Source organism: Bradyrhizobium sp. 164 (genome assembly GCF_023073715.1).
GTDB lineage: Bacteria > Pseudomonadota > Alphaproteobacteria > Rhizobiales > Xanthobacteraceae > Bradyrhizobium.
Window position 1 is genome coordinate 107,752 of record NZ_JADPKA010000097.1, and the last position, 22,724, is coordinate 130,475.

Below are 22,724 nucleotides of genomic sequence, written 5' to 3' on the forward strand. Positions count from 1 at the left end.
CCGCGCAATCCCTCCCGCAGCACAGACCCGCGCCGAGCAAGAAGACGAGGACTTCCGAAATGACGCTAATGCAGGTCGAGCTGGACGATAAATACCGGCTCGAATCGAAGCGGATCTTCCTGTCCGGCACCCAGGCCCTGGTCCGCTTGCCGATGTTGCAGCGCGAACGCGACCGGCTTCAGGGGTTTAACACCGGCGGTTTCATCTCGGGCTATCGCGGTTCCCCGCTCGGGATGTATGACCACGCGCTGTGGCGCGCGAAATCGCATCTGCAGCAGCATGACATCGCCTTCGTGCCCGGCCTGAACGAGGACCTCGCGGCGACCGCGGTCTGGGGCAGCCAGCAAGTCGGGCTGTTTCCCGGCGCCAAGGTCGATGGCGTGTTCGGCATCTGGTACGGCAAGGGCCCCGGCGTCGATCGCTCGGTCGATGCGCTCAAGCACGCCAACGCCGCTGGCACCTCGCTCAATGGCGGCGTGCTGGCGCTGGCCGGTGACGATCATGGCTGCCAGTCCTCGACGCTGGCTCATCAGAGCGAGCAGGTGTTCGCGGCAGCGCTGATCCCAGTGATCAATCCCGCCACGCTTCAGGATTATCTCGACCTCGGCCTTTATGGCTTTGCGCTGTCGCGCTTCTCCGGCTGCTGGGTCGGTTTCAAGGCCATCAGCGAAACTGTCGAGAGCTCGGCCTCGATCTATAGCGACCCCGAGCGCATCCAGATCAGGCTTCCCGACGATTTCGAGATGCCGGCCAGCGGTCTCAACATCCGCTGGCCTGATCCGCCGCTGGAGGCCGAGAGGCGCCTGTTCGGGCCGAAGATGGAAGCGGTGCAGGCTTTCGCCCGAGCCAACCAACTCGACCGTATCGTGCTCGATTCCAAGCCGGCTCGGCTCGGCATCGTCGCGACCGGCAAGGCCTATCTCGATCTGCGCCAAGCGCTCGCCGACTTAGGGATCACCGACAAGGACGCGCAGGACCTCGGCCTTCGCATCTACAAGGTTGCGATGACCTGGCCGCTGGAAGAGAGCGGCGCCAAGCGTTTCGCCGAGGGTCTTCAGGACGTGCTCGTGGTCGAGGAGAAGCGCGGCTTCATCGAAGACCAGCTGATGCGCATCCTCTACAACATCGATGCCTCGAAACGCCCGACTGTCACGGGAAAGCGCGACGAGCGCGGCGCGCCGCTGCTGCCGAGCGAGGGCGAGCTGACGCCCACCATCGTTGCCTCTGCGCTGGTGGCGCGGTTACGTAAGCTCGGCCATCACAGCCCGGTGCTGGAGCAGCGCCTCGCGCGGCTCGAGGCGTTTGACAACCCTGTTACCACCATCACGCCGATCAAGCTTGCGCGCACGCCGTTCTTCTGCTCGGGCTGTCCGCACAACTCCTCGACGCGCGTGCCCGAAGGAAGCCGCGCCATGGCCGGCATCGGCTGCCACGGCATGGCCCTGAGCATGCCGACGCGCCGCACCGATCTGATCTCGCATATGGGCGCCGAAGGCGTGAACTGGATCGGCCAATCGCCCTTCACCACCGAGAAGCACATTTTTCAGAATCTCGGTGACGGTACCTATACGCATTCCGGACTTCTGGCGCTCCGCGCCGCTTCGGCTGCCGGCATCAACATCACCTACAAGATTCTCTACAACGATGCCGTCGCCATGACCGGGGGCCAGCCAGCCGAAGGCAGCTTTAACGTCGCGCAAATCGCGCATCAGGTTTGGGCCGAAGGGGTCAAGCGCCTCGCGATCGTCTCGGACGATCCGAGCAAGTATCCGCCAGGAAATTACTTCCCGCAAGGCGCGACCATCCACCACCGCCGCGAGCTCGACGCCGTGCAGCGCGAGCTGCGCGACATCAAGGGCCTCACGGTCATCATCTACGACCAGACCTGCGCGGCAGAAAAGCGCCGCCGCCGCAAGCGCGGGCTCTATCCCGATCCCGCCAAGCGCGCCTTCATCAACGAGCTCGTCTGCGAAGGCTGCGGCGACTGCTCGCAGGCCTCCAACTGCGTCTCGGTGCAGCCGCTGGAGACCGAGTTCGGCCGCAAGCGCCAGATCGACCAGTCGAACTGCAACAAGGACTTTTCCTGCGTCGAGGGCTTTTGCCCGAGTTTTGTGACCGTGTATGGCGGCAGCCTGAAGCGCATGAAGACGTCAGCGGTCGATTCCGGCCAACTGTTCGCCGACCTGCCGCTGCCCCCAATGCGCGAGCTGGACCGCCCTTATAACATCCTCGTTACGGGCATCGGCGGCACCGGCGTCATCACCATCGGCGCGCTGCTCGGCATGGCCGCCCATGTCGAGGGCCGCGGCTGCTCGGCGCTCGATTTCACCGGACTGTCGCAGAAGAACGGCGCGGTGATGAGCCATGTCCGTATCGCGCCGAAGCCGGAGGATATCTCCGCCGTCCGCATCACGACCGGCGGCGCCGACGTCATCCTCGGCTGCGACATGATCGTCTCGGCCGGTGCCACCGCGCTGAGCCGCGCCGAGCGCGGCGTGACCAAGGCCTACATCAACGCCGATCTGCAGCCGACCGCGAGCTTCGTGCAAAACCCGGATCTCGATTTCGAGATGGGAACGATGCAGACGGTGCTGCGCGATGCCGTCGGGGACAAGAATCTCGACATCATCGACGCGACGGGCGTTGCCGCCGCGCTGATGGGCGACAGCATCGCCACCAATCCCTTCATGCTCGGCTTCGCCTTCCAGAAGGGCGCGATCCCGCTGTCGCTGGAGGCCCTGCTCCGCGCCTTCGAGATCAACGGCACCGCGATCGAGATGAACAAGCTCGCCTTCACTTGGGGCCGTCTCGCCGCCCACGACATGTCGCGGGTGCGCAGCGTGCTCCAGTTCAAGAACAGGGCGGCCGCACCGACCAAGTCGCTCGACGACATCACCGCGACCCGCGCCGAGTTCCTGACTGGCTATCAGAATAGGGCATATGCCGAGCGCTACCTCGCAGCCGTCGCCAAGGTACGCAAGGCGGAGAGCGCGGCCACGCCGGGCTCCACCGAGCTGACCGAGGCAGTCGCAAAGAACCTGTTCAAGCTGATGTCCTATAAGGACGAGTATGAGGTCGCACGGCTCTACACTGATGGCAGCTTCGCCAAGAAGGTGTCGGAAAAATTCGACGGCGACTTCACGCTGAAATACCATCTTGCCCCACCGATCTTCGCGAAACGCGACAAGACGGGCCGGCTTCAAAAGCAGGAGTTCGGCGGCTGGATGATCCACGCCTTCCGCGTTCTCGCGAAACTCAAGTACCTGCGTGGCACCACGTTCGATCCGTTCGGCCGTACCGATGAGCGCAAGACAGAGCGCAAGCTGATTGAGGACTATCTCGGCATGATCGATCAGCGGATCGCGGGACTGAAGGCAGAGCAGATCCCGCTGCTGGTGCGGCTTGCGCGCGTGCCGGAAATGATCCGCGGCTTCGGCCACGTCAAGGAAGCAAATATCAAACTTGCCTCGACCGAGACGGCGCGGCTGGAAGCGGAGCTGGAGAACAGCCGCTTTGCCGCCGCGGCCGAGTAGTGGCGAGAGCGCGAAGCTCTCGCCCCGCGTCATTGCGAGGAGCCCTTGCGACGAAGCAATCCAGACTAACCCCCGCGGAAAGACTCTGGATTGCTTCGCTACGTTCGCAACGACGGAGATGGTGGAATGCGCCTCGCCACACACTGAGTATCATCGCCCGCGAAGTGTTTAGACCGCAGACATGGCTGACGCCTGTTCGGACACATCACTGACAGTTTGGCCGCGCGTCCACGCGCAGCCCTTCGGCCCGCAGCGACGGCCGCAGCTGTCATGCCGCCGGCACGGGCGCCGATGATGTCGTAGCTTTGATGTGCCGGCATCATGCGGCGGGCTTCCGAGGACAAGGCATGACACCGTCGTACCTCGCCCAAGGGGAACCGCGCTAGCGCGCTGGCTTGCGTTCGATCGGATCGATATCGATCGCCCGCAGGCGGCCGAGCCGCAGCACGTCCATGGACAACCGCCGGCCGATCCGGTCGCGGTCGAGCACGCGGATCAGATCGTCGACACCGTTGATCTCGATGCCGTCGAGCCTGATCACGACGTCACCGGGCAACAGGCCCGCCTTCGCCGCCGGGCCGTCCGGCTCGATTTGCATCAAGAGCGCGCCCATCTTGTTCTCGACACCGGCCAGCACCGCATGCCGCCGCGGGACCGGCGCGGTCTGCCCGGCAACGCCGATATAGGCGCGGCGGACATAACCGTGGCGGATGATCTCCGACAGCACGAACTGCGCAGTGTTGCTGGCGACCGCAAAGCAGATGCCCTGCGCCCCGTTGATGATGGCGGTGTTGATGCCTATCACCTCGGCATTCGACGAGACCAGTGGTCCGCCGGAATTGCCGGGATTGAGCGCGGCATCGGTCTGGATCACATCCTCGATGGTGCGCCCGCTGACCGAGCGGATCGAGCGGCCGAGCGCCGAGACGACTCCGGCGGTCACGGTCGACTCGAAGCCGAGCGGATTGCCGATCGCGATCACGAGTTGGCCCCGCCGCAGGCTCTTGGAGTTGCCAAGCGCGGCATAAGGCAAATGGCGCACGCCGTTGGCGCGCAAGAGCGCGAGGTCAGTGTCGGGATCGACACCGAGCACCTGGGCGTCGCCGACGTGCCCCTCAACGTCGCGCAGCCGAATCTCTTTTGACGAGCCGACCACATGGCTGTTGGTGAGCACGAGTCCATCAGGCGAGATCACGGTGCCCGAGCCGAGCCCGCCGCGCTCGCGGCCGTTCGGCACTTTCGGCCCGGTCTCGACACGCACGACCGCAGGGCCGACGCGGTCGGTCACGTCGATCACGGCATTGGAATAGGCGTCCAGCAGAGCCCGGTCATCGACCGGAGCAGACGCCGTCGTTCGCGATGACGATGCGTCATCGGCGACATCTGAGGTGAAGTCCAACATGGCAAGAGTCCTTGAGGCTCACACAGATGGTGGCCTGTTCTCTCTCGCGCAAGTGGCCCGACCGCGGCGCAAGGCTGGGCTGCTAGGGTGCCCGCCTCAGCGAGCCGCCTCTCGCCTTGACCGGATCGAGCAGCGACCAGTCTCCATCCGGGAGCACATGGCCCTTGGGGAATGGTGCGCGCAGCTCGAGCCCGAGCGAGCCCAGCACGCGGTCGTCGCGGTAATAGCATTGCAGCACGACGCGGACGAGCGTTGCGGCGGCGACACCGCCATGTTTGCGAAAATCCTGCGCCACCGCATCGCGCCTGGCGGCATCGAGCTCGACGAGCGGCGCTCCGGCGAGCCGCGCCAAATGATCTAGCGCCGCCGCCACCTGTTTGGTGTCGCGGCCGAGCGTGGCCAACATGTCGGCCTGGATCGCGGGATCGTCGGCGCCCGGGACCCGGTATTCTTCGCTGGCCGGAATGATCATCGCGGCAATGGTGCGGAGGTCGCCGCGCTGACGCGGCGTGAGGGAGAGTTGATCAGTCATTGTGCGCTCTTCTAACGCCGCGATGAAGGTCTGCTCCCTCCCCCGCTTGCGGGGGAGGGTTGGGGAGAGGGTATCTCCGCAGAGAGACTCCTCGAGAGGGGAGAGCCCTCGCCCGCCGCGCTCTTCGAGCGCGGCGATCTCTCCCGCAAGCGGGAGAGGTGCAGCGAATTCGTGGCGGGTTCAGTGCATCCATCACGGGCCCTCAATCGAACAAATTGGCGAGGCGCTGCTTCATCTGATCGGCGATATAAAGCGCGAGGGCCTGGATGGTGGAGGTCGGGTTTACCCCGCCCGAAGTGACGAAGATGCTGCCGTCGACGATGAACAGGTTCTTGACGTCGTGGGTGCGGCCCCATTCGTTGACGACCGAGCGTTCGGGGTCGGTGCCCATCCGCGCGGTGCCGAGCAGGTGCCAGCCGCCCCACGGGATCGGCGAATTGATGCAGATGTCGGTCGCGCCCGCCGTTTCGAGAACCTCGCGGCCGCGGGCGAGCGCATGCTCCATCATCTTCCGGCTGTTCTCGCTGATCGTATAATCGATCTTCGGTGCGGGAATGCCGTGGCTGTCCTTCAGCACCGGATCGAGCGTGACGCGATTATGCTCTTCGGGCAGGTCCTCGCAGATCGCGGAGAAACCCAGCCGATGGCCATTGAGCTTACGGAAGACGCGGTGATGGTCGGCGCCCCAGGGCAAAATGCCCTTCTGCTCGCTGACGACGGCCTCGAACACCGGTCCTGCCCCGCGTACGAACTGCACGCCGTAGCCGCGCACGAAGCCGCGCGACAGGTCCGTGTCATACCACTGCTTGCTCCACAGGCAGGTCGGCGGCGCGCGGTTGCTGTCCGTCGGCTCCTTCACATAGCCGTAGATCTGCGCATAGGGGTGAAACATCAGGTTCTTGCCGACGAGCCCGGACGAATTGGCAAGTCCATTCGGAAAACGCCCCGAGGCCGAGTTCAGCAGCAATCGCGGCGTACCGACGCCGTTGCAGGCGATGATGACGACGTGGGCGGGCTGAAATTGCTCGATGCCGTCCTTGTCGTAATAGACCACGCCCGAGGCCATGCCGGTCTCGTCGGTGGTGATCTCACGCACGCGGCAATGGGTGCGCAGCTCGACGCCGGCACGGATCGCATGCGGCCAATAGGTGATGTCGGTGGAAGACTTTGCGCCTTGCGCGCAGGCCGGCGTGCAATGGCCGAGATTGATGCAGCGCGCCCGGCCCTCATAGTCCATTGTCGCGACCGTCGTGTCAGACGGCCACCAGTGCCAGCCGAGCTTGTTCATGGCCTTGCCGATGATGGCGCCGGACAATCCCAGCGGCTGTTGCGGCATCGGCGGATGCGTCAGCGGCGAAAGCGGATCGCCTGACAGGCCGGAGGTCCCCATCATCCGGTCGTTCTCCTCGAAGAACGGGGTCAGCGCATCGTAGTCGATCGGCCAGTCGTCGGCGACGCCATCGAGCGTCTTCACCTTGAAATCGGAGGGATGCAGCCGCGGCCAGTGCGCGGTGTACATGACCGTCGAGCCGCCTACTGCATTGTAGTTGACGACCTTGATCGGCGAATTGTCGTCGTTGATCGGATAGTCCTCGGGCCGCCCGCGGACGTTGGGGCTCGACGACCATTCGCCGTAGAACTTGGCTTCCCAGTCCCGCCCGGTGCTGGGATATTCCGCCGGATTCATCCAGCCGCCCTGCTCCAGGCAGAGAATGTGCATCTTGGTCTCGGCCAGCGACCACGCCACCGCCGCGCCGGAAGCGCCGGCGCCGATGATCAGGACGTCCACGGGGTCTTTCATTGCAACCTTTTCCTCCCCTCGCCGCTTTCCGGGCGATTCGGCCCTGCGGTCCGCGAGGCCGGCGAACGATAGGATCAGAGCAACGGCTGAGTAAAGCCGCGAGGCCGGAATGTCGCACTTCGCAGGGCGCAGACCATTGGTCTCGCCACATCCGGATGCTAGGAACAGGGCCGCACGAGCCATCGATAGCGAGATCGTATGTCCTTCCGAAATTTCTTTGCCCCCGCCCGCGCTTTTGCGCTCGCTTCATTTTTCGCCTTGTCCGGACTTCTGGTCTCGCCCGGACCAGCCTCCGCGCTGACTGCCGCCGCGACAGCCCGCGACGGCAACTCCATCCAGGTCGGCGACGTCACCTATCGGCTCGACGGCGTTGATGCGCCCGAGCTTGATCAGGTCTGCATCGACGAGCACGCCGATTCCTGGAGCTGCGGCATCGAGGCCCGCGACCAGCTGACGAAACTGATCGGAAAACGGACGGTGCGCTGCGACGACGTCGGACCGGAAAAGAGTTTTGGCAAGCGGCACCGCGCCATCTGCACGGCCGAGGGCGACAAGGCCAGCTTGAACGAGCAGTTGATCAAGCTCGGCTTTGCCCTCGCGCGCGAGCCGATCAAGGCCAACGTCAAACCGGCGGCCACCGAGGCCAAGACGGCGGCCGCTGGGATCTGGAAGGGCTGCTTTGTTGCACCGCAAGATTTCCGCGCCGGCAAGAGGGATGGCGCGCTTCTCGGCGCCGCGTGCCGCCCAGACCGGGACAAGGAAATCCGCGCCGTGCTGTTCCCGGAGGAGCTGACGATGCCGCCGAGTTGCAGCATCAAGGGCAAGCTCGCGGTGCGCGCACGCGTCACCGGCAATATCGGCATCTATCATTTGCGGGGCTGTCCGAGCTATCCGGCGACGACTAAGCCCGACCGCTGGTTCTGCTCGGAGGACGACGCCCAGGCCGCCGGCTTCCGCAAGGCCTATAATTGCCGTCGGCCGAAGTGAACAATTCCTTCACACATCCGTGAGTAGTAGTCCAAGACCGTATTGATCCGGAATTGAAGTCTATCGGGAGTTGCGTCATTTGTATGCGTACGCAAGCGCCTTGCGCGAGCGTTTCCTTTGGCAGCAATCCGGCTTCGGTCCGATTGCCTTGCTCGGGCGTTTCCTCCCTAGACTTGGGCCGCTTGCCATCCAAGCGGCTCTTTCTTTTTGGGCGGGTCCTAACTCCGCATCTGCATGATGTGGTCCATCGGTGGCATGTTGGCGTTCAGATGCGCCATGATCCAGACCGTTCCTCCGACCACCAGGAAGACGACCAGAAGCCCGAAGGCGAGCGCCAGCACGTTGTTGGTGTTGTCCGGACCTGTGGTGATGTGCAGGAAGAACACGAGATGCACGCCCATCTGTGCGATCGCGAGCACGATCAGCGCAACAGGAATCGACGGCTGCCAGACCAGATCCGTACCGGCGATGAAGAACGACGTCGCCGTGAGCAGCAGGGCCAAGACAAGACCGACGACGTAACCGAGGATGCGGGTGCCGACACTGTGTTGCTCTTCCTCGCCGGGCGCGAGGTCGTGTTTCACCAACCCATGGGTCTGATCACTCATGGCGCGCTCCCGAGCAGGTAGACCACGGAAAACACCGCGACCCAGATGATGTCGAGCGCGTGCCAGAACAGCGCAAAGCACATCATCCGCCGCAATATGTCGGCGCGAAAGCCTTTGGCGAACACCTGGGCCATCATGGTGAGCAGCCACAGCACTCCGGCCGAGACGTGCAGGCCATGACACCCGACCAGCGAGAAGAACGCGGTCAGGAACGCGCTGCGCGATGGGCCATAGCCACGGGCGACGAGGTCGGCGAATTCGCGGAACTCGATGGCGAGGAATATGAGGCCGAGCACACAGGTCACGGCCATGCCAAGGTAGAACCAGAACCGGTTGCGCACGTCGGCGGCAATGCTGGCCATGCCGCAGGTGAAGCTCGACAGCAACAGGCAGACCGTTTCGATCGCGACGTTCTTCGGCTCGAAGATCTCCGAGCCCTTCGGGCCGCCGGCGGTCTGGCCGGCCAGCACCGCATAGGCCGCAAAGAAGCAGGAGAACATCACGATGTCGGAGAGCAGGAAGATCCAGAAGCCGTAGGCGGTCACGATCCGCTTCGGCGCGGGTCCGGGATGCTCGATGATGAGCCCGATGTGATGGGGATCGGCGTGGGCGCGGCCGGCCGTGGCGGTCATCGACATCAGACTGCCCCCGCCATGCTGACGAGGCTGCGCCGCTCCTCGAGATTGGTGCGGTCGATGCGGGCGACCTCATCGGCCGGGATGACGTATTCGTCATGGTCGCGCCAGGCGAACACGACGAAGGTCGCGAAGGCACCCAGGCCGCCCAGGATCACCATCCACCAGATGTGCCAGATCAGCGCAAAGCCCATGATGGTGGCGAAGAACGCGCAGACGAAGCCGGTGGGAGAATTCCGGGGCATCTCGATGTCCTGATATTCCGGCTCTTCGTGCTCGAGCAGTTGCTGCTTGGCATGCGCCTTCATCTCCCAATAGGCGTCCTCGCCGCGCACGTCGGGATGGAAGGCGAAATTGAACACCGGCGGCGGCGACGAGGTCGCCCATTCCAGCGAGCGGCCGTCCCAGGGATCGCCGGTGCGGTCACGCAAGGCCTCGCGGTTGCGGATGCTGACCACGATCTGCACGATCTGGCAGATCACGCCGATCGTCAGCACCGCCATGCCCACCGCCGCCACCAGCATCCAGGGCCGCCAGGCCGCGACATCGTAATGCTGCATGCGCCGCGTCATGCCGAGCATGCCGGCGACATAGAGCGGCATGAAGGTGATGAAGAAGCCGAGGAAGGTGAACCAGAACGCAGCCTTGCCCCAGCGTTCGTCGAGGCGGAAGCCGAACGCCTTCGGAAACCAATATTCGAAGCCGGCGAAGGCGCCGAATAGCACGCCGCCGATAATGACATTGTGGAAGTGCGCCACCAGGAACATGCTGTTGTGAAGCATGAAGTCGGCCGGCGGCACCGCGAGCAGGACGCCCGTCAATCCGCCGACGATGAACGTCACCATGAAGCCGACCGCCCACAGCATCGGCGTCGCAAAACGGATGCGGCCGCCATACATCGTGAACAGCCAATTGTAGATCTTCACCCCCGTCGGCACCGCGATGATCATGCTAGCGATGCCGAAGATGGCGTTGACGTCGGGGCCGGCACCCATCGTGAAGAAATGATGCAACCACACCATGAAGGAGATGACGCAGATCGCCATGGTGGCGAGCACCATCGAGCGATAGCCGAACAGCGCCTTGCCGGAGAAGGTCGAAACCACCTCGGAGAAGATGCCGAAGGCCGGCAGCACCAGGATGTAGACCTCGGGATGCCCCCAAGCCCAGATCAGGTTCATGAACATCATGACGTTGCCGCCGGCCTCGTTGGTGAAGAAGTGGAAGCCGAGGTAACGGTCGAGCAAGAGCATCGCCAGCGTGGCGGTGAGGATCGGGAACGCGGCGACGATGAGGAGGTTCGAGGCCAGCGTGGTCCAGCAGAACATCGGCATGCGCAGATAGTTCATGCCCTTGGTGCGCAGCTTCAGCACGGTGGTGACGAGATTGATGCCGGCGACCAGCGTGCCGACGCCGGAGATCTGGAGTGACCAGGCGTAGTAATCGACGCCGACCCCGGGCGAGTAGGACAGTTCCGACAGCGGCGGAAAGGCGAGCCAACCGGTGCGCGCGAATTCGCCGACCACGAGCGAGATATTGACCAGCAGTGCGCCGGTCGCGGTCAGCCAGAACCCGACCGAATTGAGCGTCGGGAACGCGACATCGCGCACGCCGAGTTGGAGCGGCACGATCAGGTTCATCAGCCCGATCACGAACGGCATTGCCACGAAGAAGATCATGATGGTGCCGTGCGCGGAAAAAATCTGGTTGTAGTGCTCGGGCGGGAGATAGCCTTGCGATTGGTAGGCGACCGCCTGCTGGATTCGCATCATGATGGCGTCGCTGCCGCCGCGCAGCAGCATCACCGAGGCCAGCAGCACATACATGACGCCAATGCGCTTGTGGTCGACGCTGGTGATCCATTCGCTCCAGAGATAGGGCAGATGCCCCCTCACCACGACCCAGGCCAGCACGCCCAGGATGGCGACCAGCACCACCGCGCCGGCGACGAGCGGAATCGGCTGATCGAACGGAATGGCGGACCAATCGAGCTTACCGAGCATCGTGGCCTCCACTGTGCGACCGGCCGGCTTCGGATGCCAGCTCCGGCCCAGGACCCGGCGGAATGTGCTGGGTTGCGATCAGATCGAACAGGCGCGGATCCTCGAGCCGATAAGTCGGCCGGCTCTTCTCGATTCCCTGCTGCATCAGGGTCCTGTAGCTGTCCTCATTCAGCACGGCATCGGTCTTCGCCGTGCCCGCCACCCAATCCGGAAACGCGAGCGGCGAGATCACGTTGACGTCGAACATCATGTCGGGGAAGCCGTCGCCGGAGAAATGCGCCGACAGGCCCTGGAGCCTGCCCTCGTGGTCGGCGCGCAGGTTCAGCTTCGTCACCATGCCGTTCATGGTGTAGATCATGCTGCCGAGCTGCGGGATAAAGAACGTGTTCATCACGCTCGACGACGTCAGCTGGAAGTTCAGCTCGGCGCCGGCTGGTACCGTTAGCGTGTTGACGGTGGCGATGCGCTGATCCGGATAGATGAATAGCCATTTCCAGTCGAGCGAGACGGCCTGGATGCGCACCGGGCTGCCGGTGCCCGGCACGGGTGCCGCGGGATCGAGCTGATGCGAGCCGATCCAGGCGACGCCGCCGAGCAGGATGACAGTGAGCGCAGGGATCGCCCACACCACCATCTCGACGCGCCCGGAATAGACGAAGTCGGGCTGGTAGCGCGCTTTCGGATTGGACGCGCGAAACCAGAACGCGAAGCCGAGTATCGCAACGATGGTCGGCACCACGATCACGAGCATGATGAAGACGGAATCGATCAGGATGGTGCTGTTGGCCGCAGCCACAGGCCCTTGCGGATCGAGCAGATTCATCGGCAAGCCACTGGCGGTTGGGAAGCCCCGGGACAGAGCCTAGCGCGGGAAAGGCTCCGCAACAAACGCTGCGACCTCAGAACGGTTCCTGAACCGCTGGGGTCAGCCATGCGCGGTCGGCCGGCCGCAACATGCAATCGCATGTGATGTCAATGACATGAAAGCGGGAGCGGCGCCCTTCTCTCCGGTCGAGGCGATTGCTAATCTGCACGAAAATATTGGATCAACAGGATCCGGGCCCGGGAGTAAACCGAGATGCGCTTGAAGGACAAGGTTGCGATCGTCGTCGGCGCGGGGCAGAGCCCGGGCGAGGGCATGGGCAACGGCCGCGCCACTGCGCTCACGTTCGCGCGGGAGGGTGCCAAGGTCTTGTGCGTCGATCATCATCTGGACTCGGCGCAGGAGACGGTCGCGATGATCACGGCGAAGCAGGGCACAGCCGCAGCCTTCAAGGCCGACGTGACCAAAGCCGCCGACATCAAGGCGATGGTCGCGGACGCGCAATCGCGCTGGGGCCGGATTGACGTGCTGCACAACAATGTCGGCGTCAGCCTCGCCGGCGGCGATGCAGAATTGCTGCAACTGACCGAAGAAGCGTTCGACCGCGTCGTCGCCATCAATCTGAAGAGCTGCATTCTCGCCGCGAAAGAGGTGATCCCGATCATGCGCACGCAGAGAGGCGGCGCCATCATCAACATCTCCTCGATGGCGGCGATCACGACCTACCCTTACGTCGCCTACAAGGCGACGAAATCGGCGATGATCGCCTTCACCGAACAGCTCGCCTACCAGAATGCCGAATACGGCATCCGCGCCAATGTCATTTTGCCCGGCCTGATGAACACGCCGATGGCCGTCGATACCCGCGCCCGCGAATGGCACAAGACCCGCGCCGAAGTCGAAGCCGAACGCGACAGCAAGGTGCCGCTGCGCAGGAAGATGGGCACCGGATGGGACGTCGCGAATGCCGCGCTGTTCCTGGCTTCAGATGAAGCGAGCTTCATCACCGGCGTGACGCTGCCGGTGGATGGCGGTGCGAGCGTGAGACGGGGGTAGGGTTCTCTTTCTCCTTCTCCCCTTGTGGGAGAAGGTGGCGCGAAGCGCCGGATGAGGGGTTCTCTCCAATCGCCCAACCGTTCGTGAGGATGGAGACCCCTCACCCGTCACGCCGCTTCGCGGCGAGCCACCCTCTCCCACAAGGGAAGAGGGGGCAGCGTCACGCGGCGCGCTCAGCGCGAATACGTCACCCGCCAGATCGTGCCGTTGCCATCCTCCGACACCAGCAGCGATCCGTCCTTCGCCACGGCAACGCCAACCGGCCGTCCCCACACTTCAGTGTCGCTCACGACGAACCCCGTGACGAGATCCTCGTACTCGCCCGTCGGCTTGCCGTCCTTCATGCGGATGCGGATCACCTTGTAGCCGGTGCGCTTCGATCTGTTCCAGGAGCCGTGCTCGGCGGCGAAGGCGTCGCCCTGGTACTCGGGCGGAAACTGCGTGCCCTGATAGAAGGTCATGCCGAGCGAGGCCGAATGCGGCTGGATCAGCACGTCGGGGACGGTCACCTTGTCCTTGAGGTCCGGCCGCGCGCCGGCGTGGCGCGGGTCTTCATTGTTGCCGATATAGAACCAGGGCCAGCCGTAGAAGCCGCCCTCCTTCACGCTGGTCACGTAATCGGGCACGAGATCGTCGCCGAGGCCGTCGCGCTCGTTGGTCGAGCACCAGGGCAGGCCAGTCTGCGGCTGGATCGCAAGACCAACGCAATTGCGGAGGCCCGTGGCGTAGATCTTCCGCTTCTTGCCATCGGGATTGAAGGCCAGCACGGCGGCGCGCTCCGTCTCGCTGGCCCAGGCAGCGCCAAGCGGTTGCGCTTTCGACCACGCCTCCAATCCACCCGGCGGCGTGCCCATGCCCTCGGCGACGTTGCTGAGTGAGCCAACCGACACCAGCATGCGTTTGTTGTCGGGCGTGAACACGATGTCTCGGGTGGAATGTCCGCCGTCATGCGGCAGGCTTGCCACGATCGTTTCCGCCTTGCCGCGTGCCTTGAGATCGCCGGCCTGGTAGGGAAAGCGAACGACGCTGTCGGTGTTGGCGACATAGACCCATTGCGGGTTGTCACCGTCCGGAAAGAAGGCGATGCCGAACGGCTGCCTCAGGCCGCCGGCAAACACCTCGTTGGTCGCGGCCTTGCCGCCATCGCCCGCGCGCAGCACGCGGATGGTGCCGGCCCGTGTCTCCGCGACAAAGACATCCCCATTCGGCGCGACCCGCACGATGCGCGGCGCGCGCAGGCCTTCGGCGAACAGCTCGATCTTGAATCCGGCCGGGACCCGGAGCGCGGCCTCCGGTGGGCGCGGCACCACACGCGACGAGCTCGCAACGGAGCGCGTCGCGCCGGGCCTGACCAGATCCTGTGGCCGGATCAACCTGACCGTGCCGGGCTTGTCGGCCCGCCAATCGCCGTAGGCATCCTTGCCCTGCAGCACCGGCTCACCTTGTGCGCTGGTGGCAGCCGCGACCAGCAATCCCGCGAACATCGCAACGGACCATATTCTGTCTTTCACGTCTTTCTCCCGGCCTGCGCGTCTCAACGTCAACATGCGACGATCCGCAAACGTTCTGCGGCAGGTCATGCGCCTGCCGAATCCGACATCAGTTCATGCCCGCACGATGGGCATCAGCCGCGGCCCATCGTACTGGAAAATGCGGCTGATCGGTGCGACACATTGGTGGGGCGCGATTGCCGGTTGTTCAAAGCTGCGGCATTGGTGTCGCGACTGATCGGGGTGATCATGTGGGGATCCGTCATATCGGAATGGGCGAGCCTGCTGCTGCGCTGGCTGCACGTGGTGGCGGCGATTGCTTGGATCGGCAGTTCCTTCTACTTCATCGCCCTCGACCTCGGTCTCAGGCCCAAGAGCGACCCGCCGGGCGACCTGCCTGACGGCGTGCAGGGCGAAGCCTGGCAGGTCCATGGCGGCGGCTTCTATCGGATCATGAAATATCTGGTCGCACCGAGCCAGATGCCGGACGAGCTGACCTGGTTCAAATGGGAGGCCTACACCACCTGGCTGTCCGGCTTCGCGCTGATGGTGGTGGTGTATTATCTCGAGGCCGATTTGTTCCTGGTCGACAGATCGATCCTCGACCTTACGCCATTCCAGGCGGGCCTGTTCAGCTTCTTCAGCCTCGCGCTGGCGTGGCTGCTTTATGAGGCTGCCTGTCGCACTGGGCTTGCGCGGCGCGAGCTGCCCTTTGCCATCGGCGGCTATCTGTTCCTGGTCGCGCTGACCTACGCCTTCACGCATGTGCTGAGCGGCCGCGGCGCCTTCAACCAGATCGGCGCGATCATCGGCACCATCATGGTCGCCAACGTCTTCGCGCTGATCATCCCGAACCAGAAGAAGATCGTAGCCAGCCTGATCGCGGGACAGGCGCCTGATCCCAGGCTCGGCAAGGCCAGCAAGGAACGCTCGGTCCACAACAACTATCTGACGCTACCCGTGGTCGTGCTGATGATCAGCAACCACTATCCCCTGCTCTACGCCACGCGCTTCAACTGGATCATCGTCGCGATCATCCTGGCACTCGGCCCCGTGATCCGCCACTTCTTCAACGCGCGGCATGCGGGGCGCAAATCGCCGTGGTGGGTGTGGGGCGTGGCAGCGGTTGGCGTGATCGCGATCCTGTTCCTCTCCGCCGCCGGACCGCGCGACGTCAAGACCAGCGCCCTGCCGGCGCAGCCGACGCTCGCCAATGTCGAGGAGATCGTGATGTCCCGCTGTAGCATGTGCCACGCCGCCGAGCCGGTCTGGGCCGGTATCGTCGCCGCACCGAAAGGGATACTGCTCGACGCGCCCGAGCACATCCATCGCAACATCCGGCTGATCGGCCGCGTCGCGGCTTGGTCCAATGCGATGCCGCCGGGCAACATCACCGAGATGACCAGTGAGGAGCGCGCCATCCTCGCCGCTTACATCGAGCAGGCCCGTTGATGCCGCCGCGCATCGACAGCATTTCGCAGAATGAAATTTCCGCATGTTTCGCTGAATTGAAAATGACTTGACCGTCTATCAGGCGTAGACATGACCGGCAGCCGCCGGAGCGGCCCAATTCAGCTCGCAATCGGGGAAAGAACAGTGGCCCTCAAGAACGTCATCGGTATCGACCACGCCGTGGTCATGGTGAAGGACCTCGACAAGGCCGCCGAGAACTATCGGCAGCTCGGCTTCACCGTCTCCCCGCGCGGCACCCACAGCGTCCATATGGGCACGGGCAACTACACCATCATGTTCGATCCCGACTATATGGAGCTGCTCGGCGTGCTCGCTACGACCGAGCTCAATGCCCCGGCGCGCGCTTTCCTCGACAAGCACGGCGAAGGCATCGAGCGCATCGCCTTCACCGCGGTCGATTCGGCCGCAGGTGCCGAAGAGATCCGTGCACGGGGCCTGGAGCCGATCGGCCCGACCGATTTCGAACGGCCCGTGACGCTGCCGAATGGCACGGTCTCGGCGGCAAAATTCCGCACCTTCATGTGGCCGACCGTGGAGGCGCCGGGCGGCGTCCGCATCTTCGCCTGCCAGCACAAGACCCGCGAGACGGTGTGGATTCCTGAATTGATGAAGCATGCCAATGCAGCCAGGCGGATCAAGCAGACGCTGATCGCAACGCCTGAGCCCGCGAAAGAAGCTGCGCACCTCGGCCAACTGATCGACCGCGAGCCGAAGGCAGAGGCGGACGGCGCGGTCACCGTGCCCTCCGGCGGCGATCGCGCCGACTTCGTCTACCTGACGCTGGACCAGCTCGCCAAACGCTATCCCGGCGTGCCGCTCGCGGGCCTCTCCGAGCGCGGCGGCGCGGCGCTGGTGCTCATCAGCGGCGACCTCGCGGCAACCGAGAAGGCGCTCGGTTCGGCAGCCATGCGCAGCGGGGGCGCCATCTGCGTGCCGCCGGCCAAGGCCAACGGCACCCTGCTCGCCTTCGTTGCCGGCCGATCTGAACCAATTCTTTAGCGTTCAGGGTCCAAGCGCATGTTCAAAGAGGGATCGGCGATCGCCTATGACGCGCCGGCCGAGCCGAAGAAGTGGCCGTCGGCGAAAGGGTAGAGGCAGAAGGACCGAGGCCCGCCCTATCTCGTCTACAGCGGCACGCTCGCCGACTGCGTCCGCGAGTTGAGGGGCAAGCCGATCAAGGCCACCTCGCTCTACGACATCATGACGAGGCCGCAACCGGCCTTCCAGACCGTGCTGCGGCCCGGCGACGCCGCCGAGATCGCGATGCGCAAGGATTTTCCCAAAGATCAGTTCGAGGTCCGCCCGCCGGTCGGTCTGCTCCGCTGCTTGGAGGAGGATTCCGTCGGCGCATCGAGGAAGACGACGGGTGTACCGCGCTTCACGTTCTCGCCGAGCACACGAGCGTCCCAATTGGTGAGCCTGATGCAGCCGTGAGACGCGGACTTGCTGACCCTGTCGGGCTCTGCCGTTCCATGAATGCCGTAGCCCTGCGCCGACAAGCCGATCCAGTACGAACCCACCGGATTGTTCGGCCCCGGCTTGATGTCGAACGGCCTTTTGGATTTGACACTCTTGAACTTGTACTCGGGATTGTAGTGATAGGTCGGCTGCTCGTTGGTGCCGGTTACCTTCAACGTCCCCGTTGGCGTCGGGCGGTCCGGACTGCCGATTGACGCCGGATAGAACGCGATGAGACGACCGGTCTCGTCGAACGCCTTCAGTGTTGCGTTCGTCTTGTCGATCTCGACCCGCGCAATCCGCGGAAGCTCCCGTCGCGCCGGAACATTGGCCACGACAATCGTCTCGCCGGCTTTGTCGAAGGCCTTTCTTGGATTGAGCGCCTTCAACAGCTCCTCGCTCATGTGGAATTTTTCCGCGAGCCCTTCGAGCGGACTGGTGTAGCTCAGCGCCTCCAGCGACTTCATGTCATCGAGCTTGGCCGGCAGCTTTTTGAGGAACGGCCCCTTCACATCTGCTTCGGTGATCTTGTAGTCGACGACGACAGGACCTTCGCTCGCCGTGCTCAGCCTCTCCCAGAGCTCCGGTGCTATGCCCGCGTCGGATGCGATCCCGTTCTGCTCGGCGAATGCCTTCAGCGCCTTCTGCGCGTTCTCGCCGAATTTGCCGTCGATCTGGCCGGGAGAGAATTGGGCACGATCGAGCAGGATCTGAAGCTTCAACACCGAAGCGTTGATCTTGTCGGTCGCCGGCTGCTTTTCAGGACGCGCAGCATCGTTCACCGCTGCTGCGTCGAAATTGCCCGCGAATGCCGGGCAGAGCAACCAGAGCGACATCACCGCGCCAAGCATCCATCGCACCATGATCGCTCTTCCCAGCTCGCAACAGCGATCCGCAAAGCCGCGGAGAGTTTCTCATCAGGAACACCGTAGTAGCACCGACGGAACCCATAAGACCGCAGCTTTGCCGCAATCGCGCGGTTAAGAACTCCTTATCGCCGGCGCATCGCTGGCCGCTCACCCCACAGTTCGAGGTTGCCCCAGTAATGCGATTTGTCGTCGCGGCTTGCGCCGCATTTCTAATTCTGATGTGCGATCTCGATCCGTCGGCGTCCCGGCAAACATCAACATTCGACACCACTGTTCTTCAGAACAATCATGCCTTGCCACTTGTTCCGGTGGTCGAGCTCTTCCTTGCCAGCGTGCAGGCCATCGAGCTCGCCAATGCACGCGCGGCCTATGAGGAGAAGAGCGATCCGCCACGCGCGAGCGAAACCGTCGCCGAGGGGCCCGTTTCACCGACAGACCGGTTCTGCCACGCGCTTCGTGAGGCAGCCGAAACCAGCGGCATTCCGGTGCCGTTCTTCGCGCGCCTCATCTGGCAGGAGAGCCGCTTCAAGTCCAACGAGGTTAGCCACGCCGGCGCGCAGGGCGTCGCGCAATTCATGCCCGAGACCGCCGCCGAAGTCGGGCTCGACGATCCGTTCGATCCCATGAAGGCGCTGCCGGCATCGGCAAAATTCCTGCGCAAGCTCCGTGACGATTTCGGCAATCTGGGCCTCGCAGCCGCCGCCTACAACGCAGGCCCCGGCCGCATCCAGAAGTGGCTTGCGAAGGAGAGCGAGCTGCCGCGAGAGACACGCGACTATGTCCGCATCATCACCGGGACCAGGGCCGACGACTGGACCGAGCGCGCGGAAGCGCTTGCGATTCGGATCGACCTGCCGCGCGAAGCGCCGTGCGAAGGCGTCGGCAGCCTCTCGAAAGCCAGGGATGTCGCCTGGGTTCCGGTCAACCTGACGCCTTCGGTCACGACCATCATTCGCAAGGGCGAACAGCTTGCCGCACGGCTGACCGCGAACCGCGCCCGCAAGCGGTTCGCGACCTTGCTCCGGAAGAACACTTCGGCTCACGGCAACGCGCGCAGCATGATTGCAGCACGCGCGGCCGGAAAGAGCGCGAAGACCCGCGCTATCCGTTTCGCGGCGCGCGAACGGACTTCGGGCTGATGCTCTGATTCGGAAGTCGCTCGACAGAGCGACTTCCGATCGGCGGGAGGCTAGTCGATCTCCTCGATCACGCGACGCTCGCGCGGCTCGATGACGTAGGTGCGCGTGTCACGGTGGATGTAGCGATATTCCCGCAGGTCCGGCGCATCGTGATAGACGGTGCTCGGAAATTCTTCCACCTCGACGCTCTCAGGAACGCGGTCGCCGACACGAATCTCGGTGCGTGCCGTGCTGCCGGTGGTCTGCCGTTCGCTCCGTCCTTCGGTGCGGGTCTTCACATGCTTGCGGATCGCTTCACGATCGCGATCTGAGAACTTGCTGGCGCTACGCTCGCGCGTGGTCGTCGTTGTTGCGGTGGACTGCCCCGAATATGGCAGCACCGTCACGATCTTGTAGGTCGCCGGATCGACCACGACGATCTGATCCTTCACCAGCGCGAAGCTGTAGCCGCGATATTGCGGCACGATCTCGACGACGTCAGGCGGCAATGTCGAGAGATGCACGTCGCGCGGCACCACGGTGCCGACATTCAGCGAGAAATTCACACTGGTCAGCGGCCGCACGTTCAGGCGCGAGATCGAGGTACTGATCTTGGTCTCCTGCTGCTTGTTGAGGTTGACGTCGGTCTGAGCGGCCGCCTGTGAATTGGTGCCGGACCGCTCGCCCTGCGCCTGATTGCTGGCTGGCGCATTCGGCGACTGTTGCGCCTGGTTGGCCCCAGATGCCGCGGGCGCCTGCTGAGCCTGATTGGCCGGCGGCGGATTGGACCGATCCTGCGCCTGGTTCGTGTTCGCCGGTGGCGGGTTGGCGCCCTGCTGCGTCGCAGGCTGGTTGCCGGCCGTGTTCGAGCCTGCCGCGCCGCTCTGCGGCCGCGTGGACGTGTCCGCGCTGTTGGCAGCATTTGAGGTGCCGGAACCGGAGTTCGCAGACCCGGAAGGCGGTGCGCTTGTCTGCGCATTCTGCGCCGAGCTTCCTGTCGGCGGTGATTGCTGCGGTTGCGATGTGGTCGACTGCTTGTCAGCCGCGCCCGATGGCGAGGTGGTGGACGGCGCGGTGGAATTTGATTGGGATTGCGGTGTCTGCTCGGACTTCGTGGTCGTGCTTGGCGATTGCGCAAGAGCGGCGCTCGCCAGCACCAGCCCTAAGGCGGTGGTTGCCAACAGGCGGATCATGGTTCACTCCATTTTATCAAATGAACATTGGCTACTAACTTGCGTTAAAACGCTCTGTTCCACTTTTTCCCGAGAGAAGGACAGACCGCCGCCACGGAACTGCGATGCCATCGAAGAGCGCCGGAATCATCGCCTATCGGAAGGGCCGCAGACTCGAGGTTCTCCTCGTTCATCCCGGAGGCCCGTTCTGGCGCAACAAGGATCTCGGTGCATGGTCGATCCCGAAGGGGGAGTATGCGGGCGAAGAAGATGCGGAAATCGCCGCGCGGCGGGAGTTTGCCGAGGAGCTTGGACTCGAGCTGTCCGTGCCGCTGATCGCGCTTGGAGAGGTCAGGCAGCGCGGCGGCAAGCTCGTCACCGCGTTCGCAGCCGAGTTCGACATCGACACGCGCAGCATGCGTAGCAACACGTTCGAGATTGAATGGCCGCCACGCAGCGGCAAACGGCAGACCTTCCCGGAGGTCGACCGTGCCGAATGGTTCGCGCTCGAAGAGGCGAAGGAGAGGATCAACGCAGGACAACGCCCGCTGCTTGATCGGCTGAAGCGACTGGCCAGCGGCGAATAGGCGCGCCGCTCAGACCGGCTTGTCGTCGCTTGCGGGAGAGGGTTGGGGAGAGGGTGTCTCCGCATTGGGAGTCCCCGAGAGGAAAATGCCCTCACCCGGCGCTACGCGCCGACCTTCCCGCAAGCGGAAGCGGTTAAGGGAGGCCCGCAGCGCGATCATGCGCAAACGCAAGCCTCCCTATTCCGCCTTGATGCTCGCGGCCGCCACGACGTCGGCGAGCTCCTTGGTCTCCTTCGCGATCTTGGCGGCGTACTCAGTCGGGCTGAGCACCGAGACCACGCCCTGCGAGCCGAGCTTATCCTCGACCGACGGATCCTTGGCAGCAGTGATGATCTCCCGGTGCAGCGTCTCAAGGATCGGGGCGGGTGTCGCCTTCGGCATGAAGAAGCCGACCCAGAACGAGATGTCGAAGCCGGGATAGCCGGCTTCCGCGACGGTCGGCACATCAGGCAGCGACGGCAGCCGCTCGGCTGAGGACACCGCGAGGGCGCGCAGCTTGCCGGCCTTCACCAGCGGCACCGCGGAGAGCGGATCAAACACCGCCAGCACCTCCTGAGCGAGCAGGCCGACCTCGGACGCCGAACCTCCGCGATAGGGCACATGGATCATCTTGATGCCGGCCTTCTGGCTGAGCAGCTCCATGGCGAGATGGGCGAGGTTGCCGTTGCCGCCCGAGCCGTAGGCGAGCGCGCCGGGCGCGGCCTTCGCGGCGGCGACGAGATCGGCCACCGATTTGATGTTCGCCGTCTTGGGATTCTCGGGATTGACGACGAGCACGAGCGGCGCCGAGACCACGGTGGTGAGCGGCGCGAAGTCTTTCTCCGGATCGTAGCGGATATCCCTGAACAGCGTCTTGTTGAGCGTGATTGTGGACGAATTGCAAGCGAGGATAGTGTAGCCGTCCGCGTCCGCGCGCGCGACGCCTTCGGCCGCGATCATGCCGTTGGCGCCGGCGCGGTTCTCGACCACGAAGGGCTGTCCGAGCTTGTTGCTTAAGCGATCGCCGATGATGCGCGCGACGACGTCGACCGGGCCGCCGGCGCTGAAGCCGACCATGATCTTGACCGGCCGCGCCGGATATTTCTGCGCGAGCGCCTGTGTCGTCACGCACAATCCGGCGACAATCGCCAGCAGGCGAAGCGTTCGTTGCATTCGTTCCCTCCCCAGACCTCATCGC

The 22,724-nt window shown here is 64.1% G+C and carries 18 protein-coding genes; 7 read left to right on the top strand and 11 right to left on the bottom strand.

Annotated elements, in window-relative coordinates; genetic code table 11:
- Positions 1 to 59 precede the first annotated feature (59 nt).
- Positions 60 to 3,533 carry an indolepyruvate ferredoxin oxidoreductase family protein gene (locus tag IVB01_RS30350; protein ID WP_247279244.1) on the top strand — a complete coding sequence of 1,158 codons (3,474 nt, stop codon included), beginning with the start codon at positions 60 to 62 and terminating at the stop codon, positions 3,531 to 3,533.
- Positions 3,534 to 3,915: 382 nt separating this feature from the next.
- On the opposite strand, the gene IVB01_RS30355 is transcribed toward IVB01_RS30350, so the two are convergent.
- From IVB01_RS30355 to IVB01_RS30365, 3 genes are all read right to left on the bottom strand, one after another.
- Positions 3,916 to 4,935 carry a trypsin-like peptidase domain-containing protein gene (locus IVB01_RS30355; RefSeq protein ID WP_247279243.1) on the bottom strand — a complete coding sequence of 340 codons (1,020 nt, stop codon included), beginning with the start codon at positions 4,933 to 4,935 and terminating at the stop codon, positions 3,916 to 3,918.
- A gap of 82 nt (positions 4,936 to 5,017) precedes the next feature.
- The gene (locus tag IVB01_RS30360; protein ID WP_247279242.1) at positions 5,018 to 5,467 is read right to left on the bottom strand and encodes a gluconate 2-dehydrogenase subunit 3 family protein; all 450 of its coding nucleotides are present in this window, start codon (positions 5,465 to 5,467) and stop codon (positions 5,018 to 5,020) included.
- Between the two features lie 202 nt (positions 5,468 to 5,669).
- The gene (locus tag IVB01_RS30365; protein ID WP_247279241.1) at positions 5,670 to 7,268 is read right to left on the bottom strand and encodes a GMC family oxidoreductase; all 1,599 of its coding nucleotides are present in this window, start codon (positions 7,266 to 7,268) and stop codon (positions 5,670 to 5,672) included.
- A 198-nt stretch (positions 7,269 to 7,466) separates the two neighbouring features.
- Here IVB01_RS30365 and IVB01_RS30370 point away from each other — a divergent pair, with 198 nt between their 5' ends.
- The gene (locus tag IVB01_RS30370; protein ID WP_247279240.1) at positions 7,467 to 8,255 is read left to right on the top strand and encodes a thermonuclease family protein; all 789 of its coding nucleotides are present in this window, start codon (positions 7,467 to 7,469) and stop codon (positions 8,253 to 8,255) included.
- 218 nt (positions 8,256 to 8,473) lie between these two features.
- On the opposite strand, the gene cyoD is transcribed toward IVB01_RS30370, so the two are convergent.
- The 4 genes from cyoD to IVB01_RS30390 are packed head-to-tail and all read right to left on the bottom strand — an operon-like array spanning position 8,474 to position 12,324.
- Positions 8,474 to 8,863, bottom strand: a complete 390-nt coding sequence (cyoD, locus tag IVB01_RS30375; protein WP_247279239.1) for a cytochrome o ubiquinol oxidase subunit IV — start codon at positions 8,861 to 8,863, stop codon at positions 8,474 to 8,476.
- Positions 8,860 to 9,501, bottom strand: coding sequence for a cytochrome (ubi)quinol oxidase subunit III (locus IVB01_RS30380; RefSeq protein WP_247279238.1), 642 nt, complete (start codon positions 9,499 to 9,501; stop codon positions 8,860 to 8,862). Before IVB01_RS30380 ends, cyoD begins: the two co-directional genes overlap by 4 nt.
- Positions 9,501 to 11,501 carry a cytochrome o ubiquinol oxidase subunit I gene (gene cyoB, locus IVB01_RS30385; RefSeq protein WP_247279237.1) on the bottom strand — a complete coding sequence of 667 codons (2,001 nt, stop codon included), beginning with the start codon at positions 11,499 to 11,501 and terminating at the stop codon, positions 9,501 to 9,503. Before cyoB ends, IVB01_RS30380 begins: the two co-directional genes overlap by 1 nt.
- Complete coding sequence (locus tag IVB01_RS30390; protein WP_247279236.1) at positions 11,491 to 12,324, bottom strand: cytochrome ubiquinol oxidase subunit II; 834 nt, start codon at positions 12,322 to 12,324, stop codon at positions 11,491 to 11,493. Before IVB01_RS30390 ends, cyoB begins: the two co-directional genes overlap by 11 nt.
- A 255-nt stretch (positions 12,325 to 12,579) precedes the next feature.
- Here IVB01_RS30390 and IVB01_RS30395 point away from each other — a divergent pair, with 255 nt between their 5' ends.
- Positions 12,580 to 13,380 (top strand): SDR family NAD(P)-dependent oxidoreductase, encoded by an 801-nt coding sequence (locus IVB01_RS30395; RefSeq protein ID WP_247279235.1) that lies wholly within the window; start codon positions 12,580 to 12,582, stop codon positions 13,378 to 13,380.
- Positions 13,381 to 13,553: 173 nt separating this feature from the next.
- On the opposite strand, the gene IVB01_RS30400 is transcribed toward IVB01_RS30395, so the two are convergent.
- Positions 13,554 to 14,891 carry a sorbosone dehydrogenase family protein gene (locus tag IVB01_RS30400; RefSeq protein ID WP_247495128.1) on the bottom strand — a complete coding sequence of 446 codons (1,338 nt, stop codon included), beginning with the start codon at positions 14,889 to 14,891 and terminating at the stop codon, positions 13,554 to 13,556.
- A 228-nt stretch (positions 14,892 to 15,119) separates the two neighbouring features.
- Between IVB01_RS30400 and IVB01_RS30405 the strand changes: the two genes are divergently transcribed.
- Entirely contained in the window at positions 15,120 to 16,322 is a 1,203-nt protein-coding gene (locus tag IVB01_RS30405; protein ID WP_247279332.1) for a urate hydroxylase PuuD, read from the top strand.
- A 144-nt stretch (positions 16,323 to 16,466) separates the two neighbouring features.
- A complete protein-coding gene (locus IVB01_RS30410; RefSeq protein WP_247449686.1) occupies positions 16,467 to 17,342 on the top strand; it encodes a VOC family protein in 876 nt (291 codons plus the stop codon).
- Between the two features lie 287 nt (positions 17,343 to 17,629).
- Here IVB01_RS30410 and IVB01_RS30415 read toward each other — a convergent pair whose 3' ends face one another.
- Complete coding sequence (locus IVB01_RS30415; RefSeq protein WP_247279232.1) at positions 17,630 to 18,664, bottom strand: L,D-transpeptidase family protein; 1,035 nt, start codon at positions 18,662 to 18,664, stop codon at positions 17,630 to 17,632.
- A gap of 182 nt (positions 18,665 to 18,846) precedes the next feature.
- On the opposite strand from IVB01_RS30415, the gene IVB01_RS30420 reads away from it, so the two are divergent.
- The gene (locus IVB01_RS30420; protein ID WP_247279231.1) at positions 18,847 to 19,809 is read left to right on the top strand and encodes a lytic transglycosylase domain-containing protein; all 963 of its coding nucleotides are present in this window, start codon (positions 18,847 to 18,849) and stop codon (positions 19,807 to 19,809) included.
- Between the two features lie 50 nt (positions 19,810 to 19,859).
- Here IVB01_RS30420 and IVB01_RS30425 read toward each other — a convergent pair whose 3' ends face one another.
- Entirely contained in the window at positions 19,860 to 20,981 is a 1,122-nt protein-coding gene (locus IVB01_RS30425) for a DUF1236 domain-containing protein (protein ID WP_247279230.1), read from the bottom strand.
- 104 nt (positions 20,982 to 21,085) lie between these two features.
- On the opposite strand from IVB01_RS30425, the gene IVB01_RS30430 reads away from it, so the two are divergent.
- Complete coding sequence (locus tag IVB01_RS30430) at positions 21,086 to 21,547, top strand: NUDIX domain-containing protein (RefSeq protein WP_247279229.1); 462 nt, start codon at positions 21,086 to 21,088, stop codon at positions 21,545 to 21,547.
- Positions 21,548 to 21,724: 177 nt separating this feature from the next.
- Here the strand turns inward: IVB01_RS30430 and IVB01_RS30435 are convergent, their stop codons facing one another.
- Positions 21,725 to 22,699, bottom strand: coding sequence for a tripartite tricarboxylate transporter substrate binding protein (locus tag IVB01_RS30435; RefSeq protein WP_247279228.1), 975 nt, complete (start codon positions 22,697 to 22,699; stop codon positions 21,725 to 21,727).
- Positions 22,700 to 22,724: the final 25 nt, after the last annotated feature.

Coding starts and splice junctions, on each gene's coding strand:
- IVB01_RS30350 (WP_247279244.1), top strand. CDS start 60: ATGACGCTAATGCAGGTCGAGCTGGACGATAAATACCGGCTCGAATCG.
- IVB01_RS30355 (WP_247279243.1), bottom strand. CDS start 4,935: ATGTTGGACTTCACCTCAGATGTCGCCGATGACGCATCGTCATCGCGA.
- IVB01_RS30360 (WP_247279242.1), bottom strand. CDS start 5,467: ATGACTGATCAACTCTCCCTCACGCCGCGTCAGCGCGGCGACCTCCGC.
- IVB01_RS30365 (WP_247279241.1), bottom strand. CDS start 7,268: ATGAAAGACCCCGTGGACGTCCTGATCATCGGCGCCGGCGCTTCCGGC.
- IVB01_RS30370 (WP_247279240.1), top strand. CDS start 7,467: ATGTCCTTCCGAAATTTCTTTGCCCCCGCCCGCGCTTTTGCGCTCGCT.
- cyoD (WP_247279239.1), bottom strand. CDS start 8,863: ATGAGTGATCAGACCCATGGGTTGGTGAAACACGACCTCGCGCCCGGC.
- IVB01_RS30380 (WP_247279238.1), bottom strand. CDS start 9,501: ATGTCGATGACCGCCACGGCCGGCCGCGCCCACGCCGATCCCCATCAC.
- cyoB (WP_247279237.1), bottom strand. CDS start 11,501: ATGCTCGGTAAGCTCGATTGGTCCGCCATTCCGTTCGATCAGCCGATT.
- IVB01_RS30390 (WP_247279236.1), bottom strand. CDS start 12,324: ATGAATCTGCTCGATCCGCAAGGGCCTGTGGCTGCGGCCAACAGCACC.
- IVB01_RS30395 (WP_247279235.1), top strand. CDS start 12,580: ATGCGCTTGAAGGACAAGGTTGCGATCGTCGTCGGCGCGGGGCAGAGC.
- IVB01_RS30405 (WP_247279332.1), top strand. CDS start 15,120: ATGTGGGGATCCGTCATATCGGAATGGGCGAGCCTGCTGCTGCGCTGG.
- IVB01_RS30415 (WP_247279232.1), bottom strand. CDS start 18,664: ATGGTGCGATGGATGCTTGGCGCGGTGATGTCGCTCTGGTTGCTCTGC.
- IVB01_RS30420 (WP_247279231.1), top strand. CDS start 18,847: ATGCGATTTGTCGTCGCGGCTTGCGCCGCATTTCTAATTCTGATGTGC.
- IVB01_RS30425 (WP_247279230.1), bottom strand. CDS start 20,981: ATGATCCGCCTGTTGGCAACCACCGCCTTAGGGCTGGTGCTGGCGAGC.
- IVB01_RS30430 (WP_247279229.1), top strand. CDS start 21,086: ATGCCATCGAAGAGCGCCGGAATCATCGCCTATCGGAAGGGCCGCAGA.
- IVB01_RS30435 (WP_247279228.1), bottom strand. CDS start 22,699: ATGCAACGAACGCTTCGCCTGCTGGCGATTGTCGCCGGATTGTGCGTG.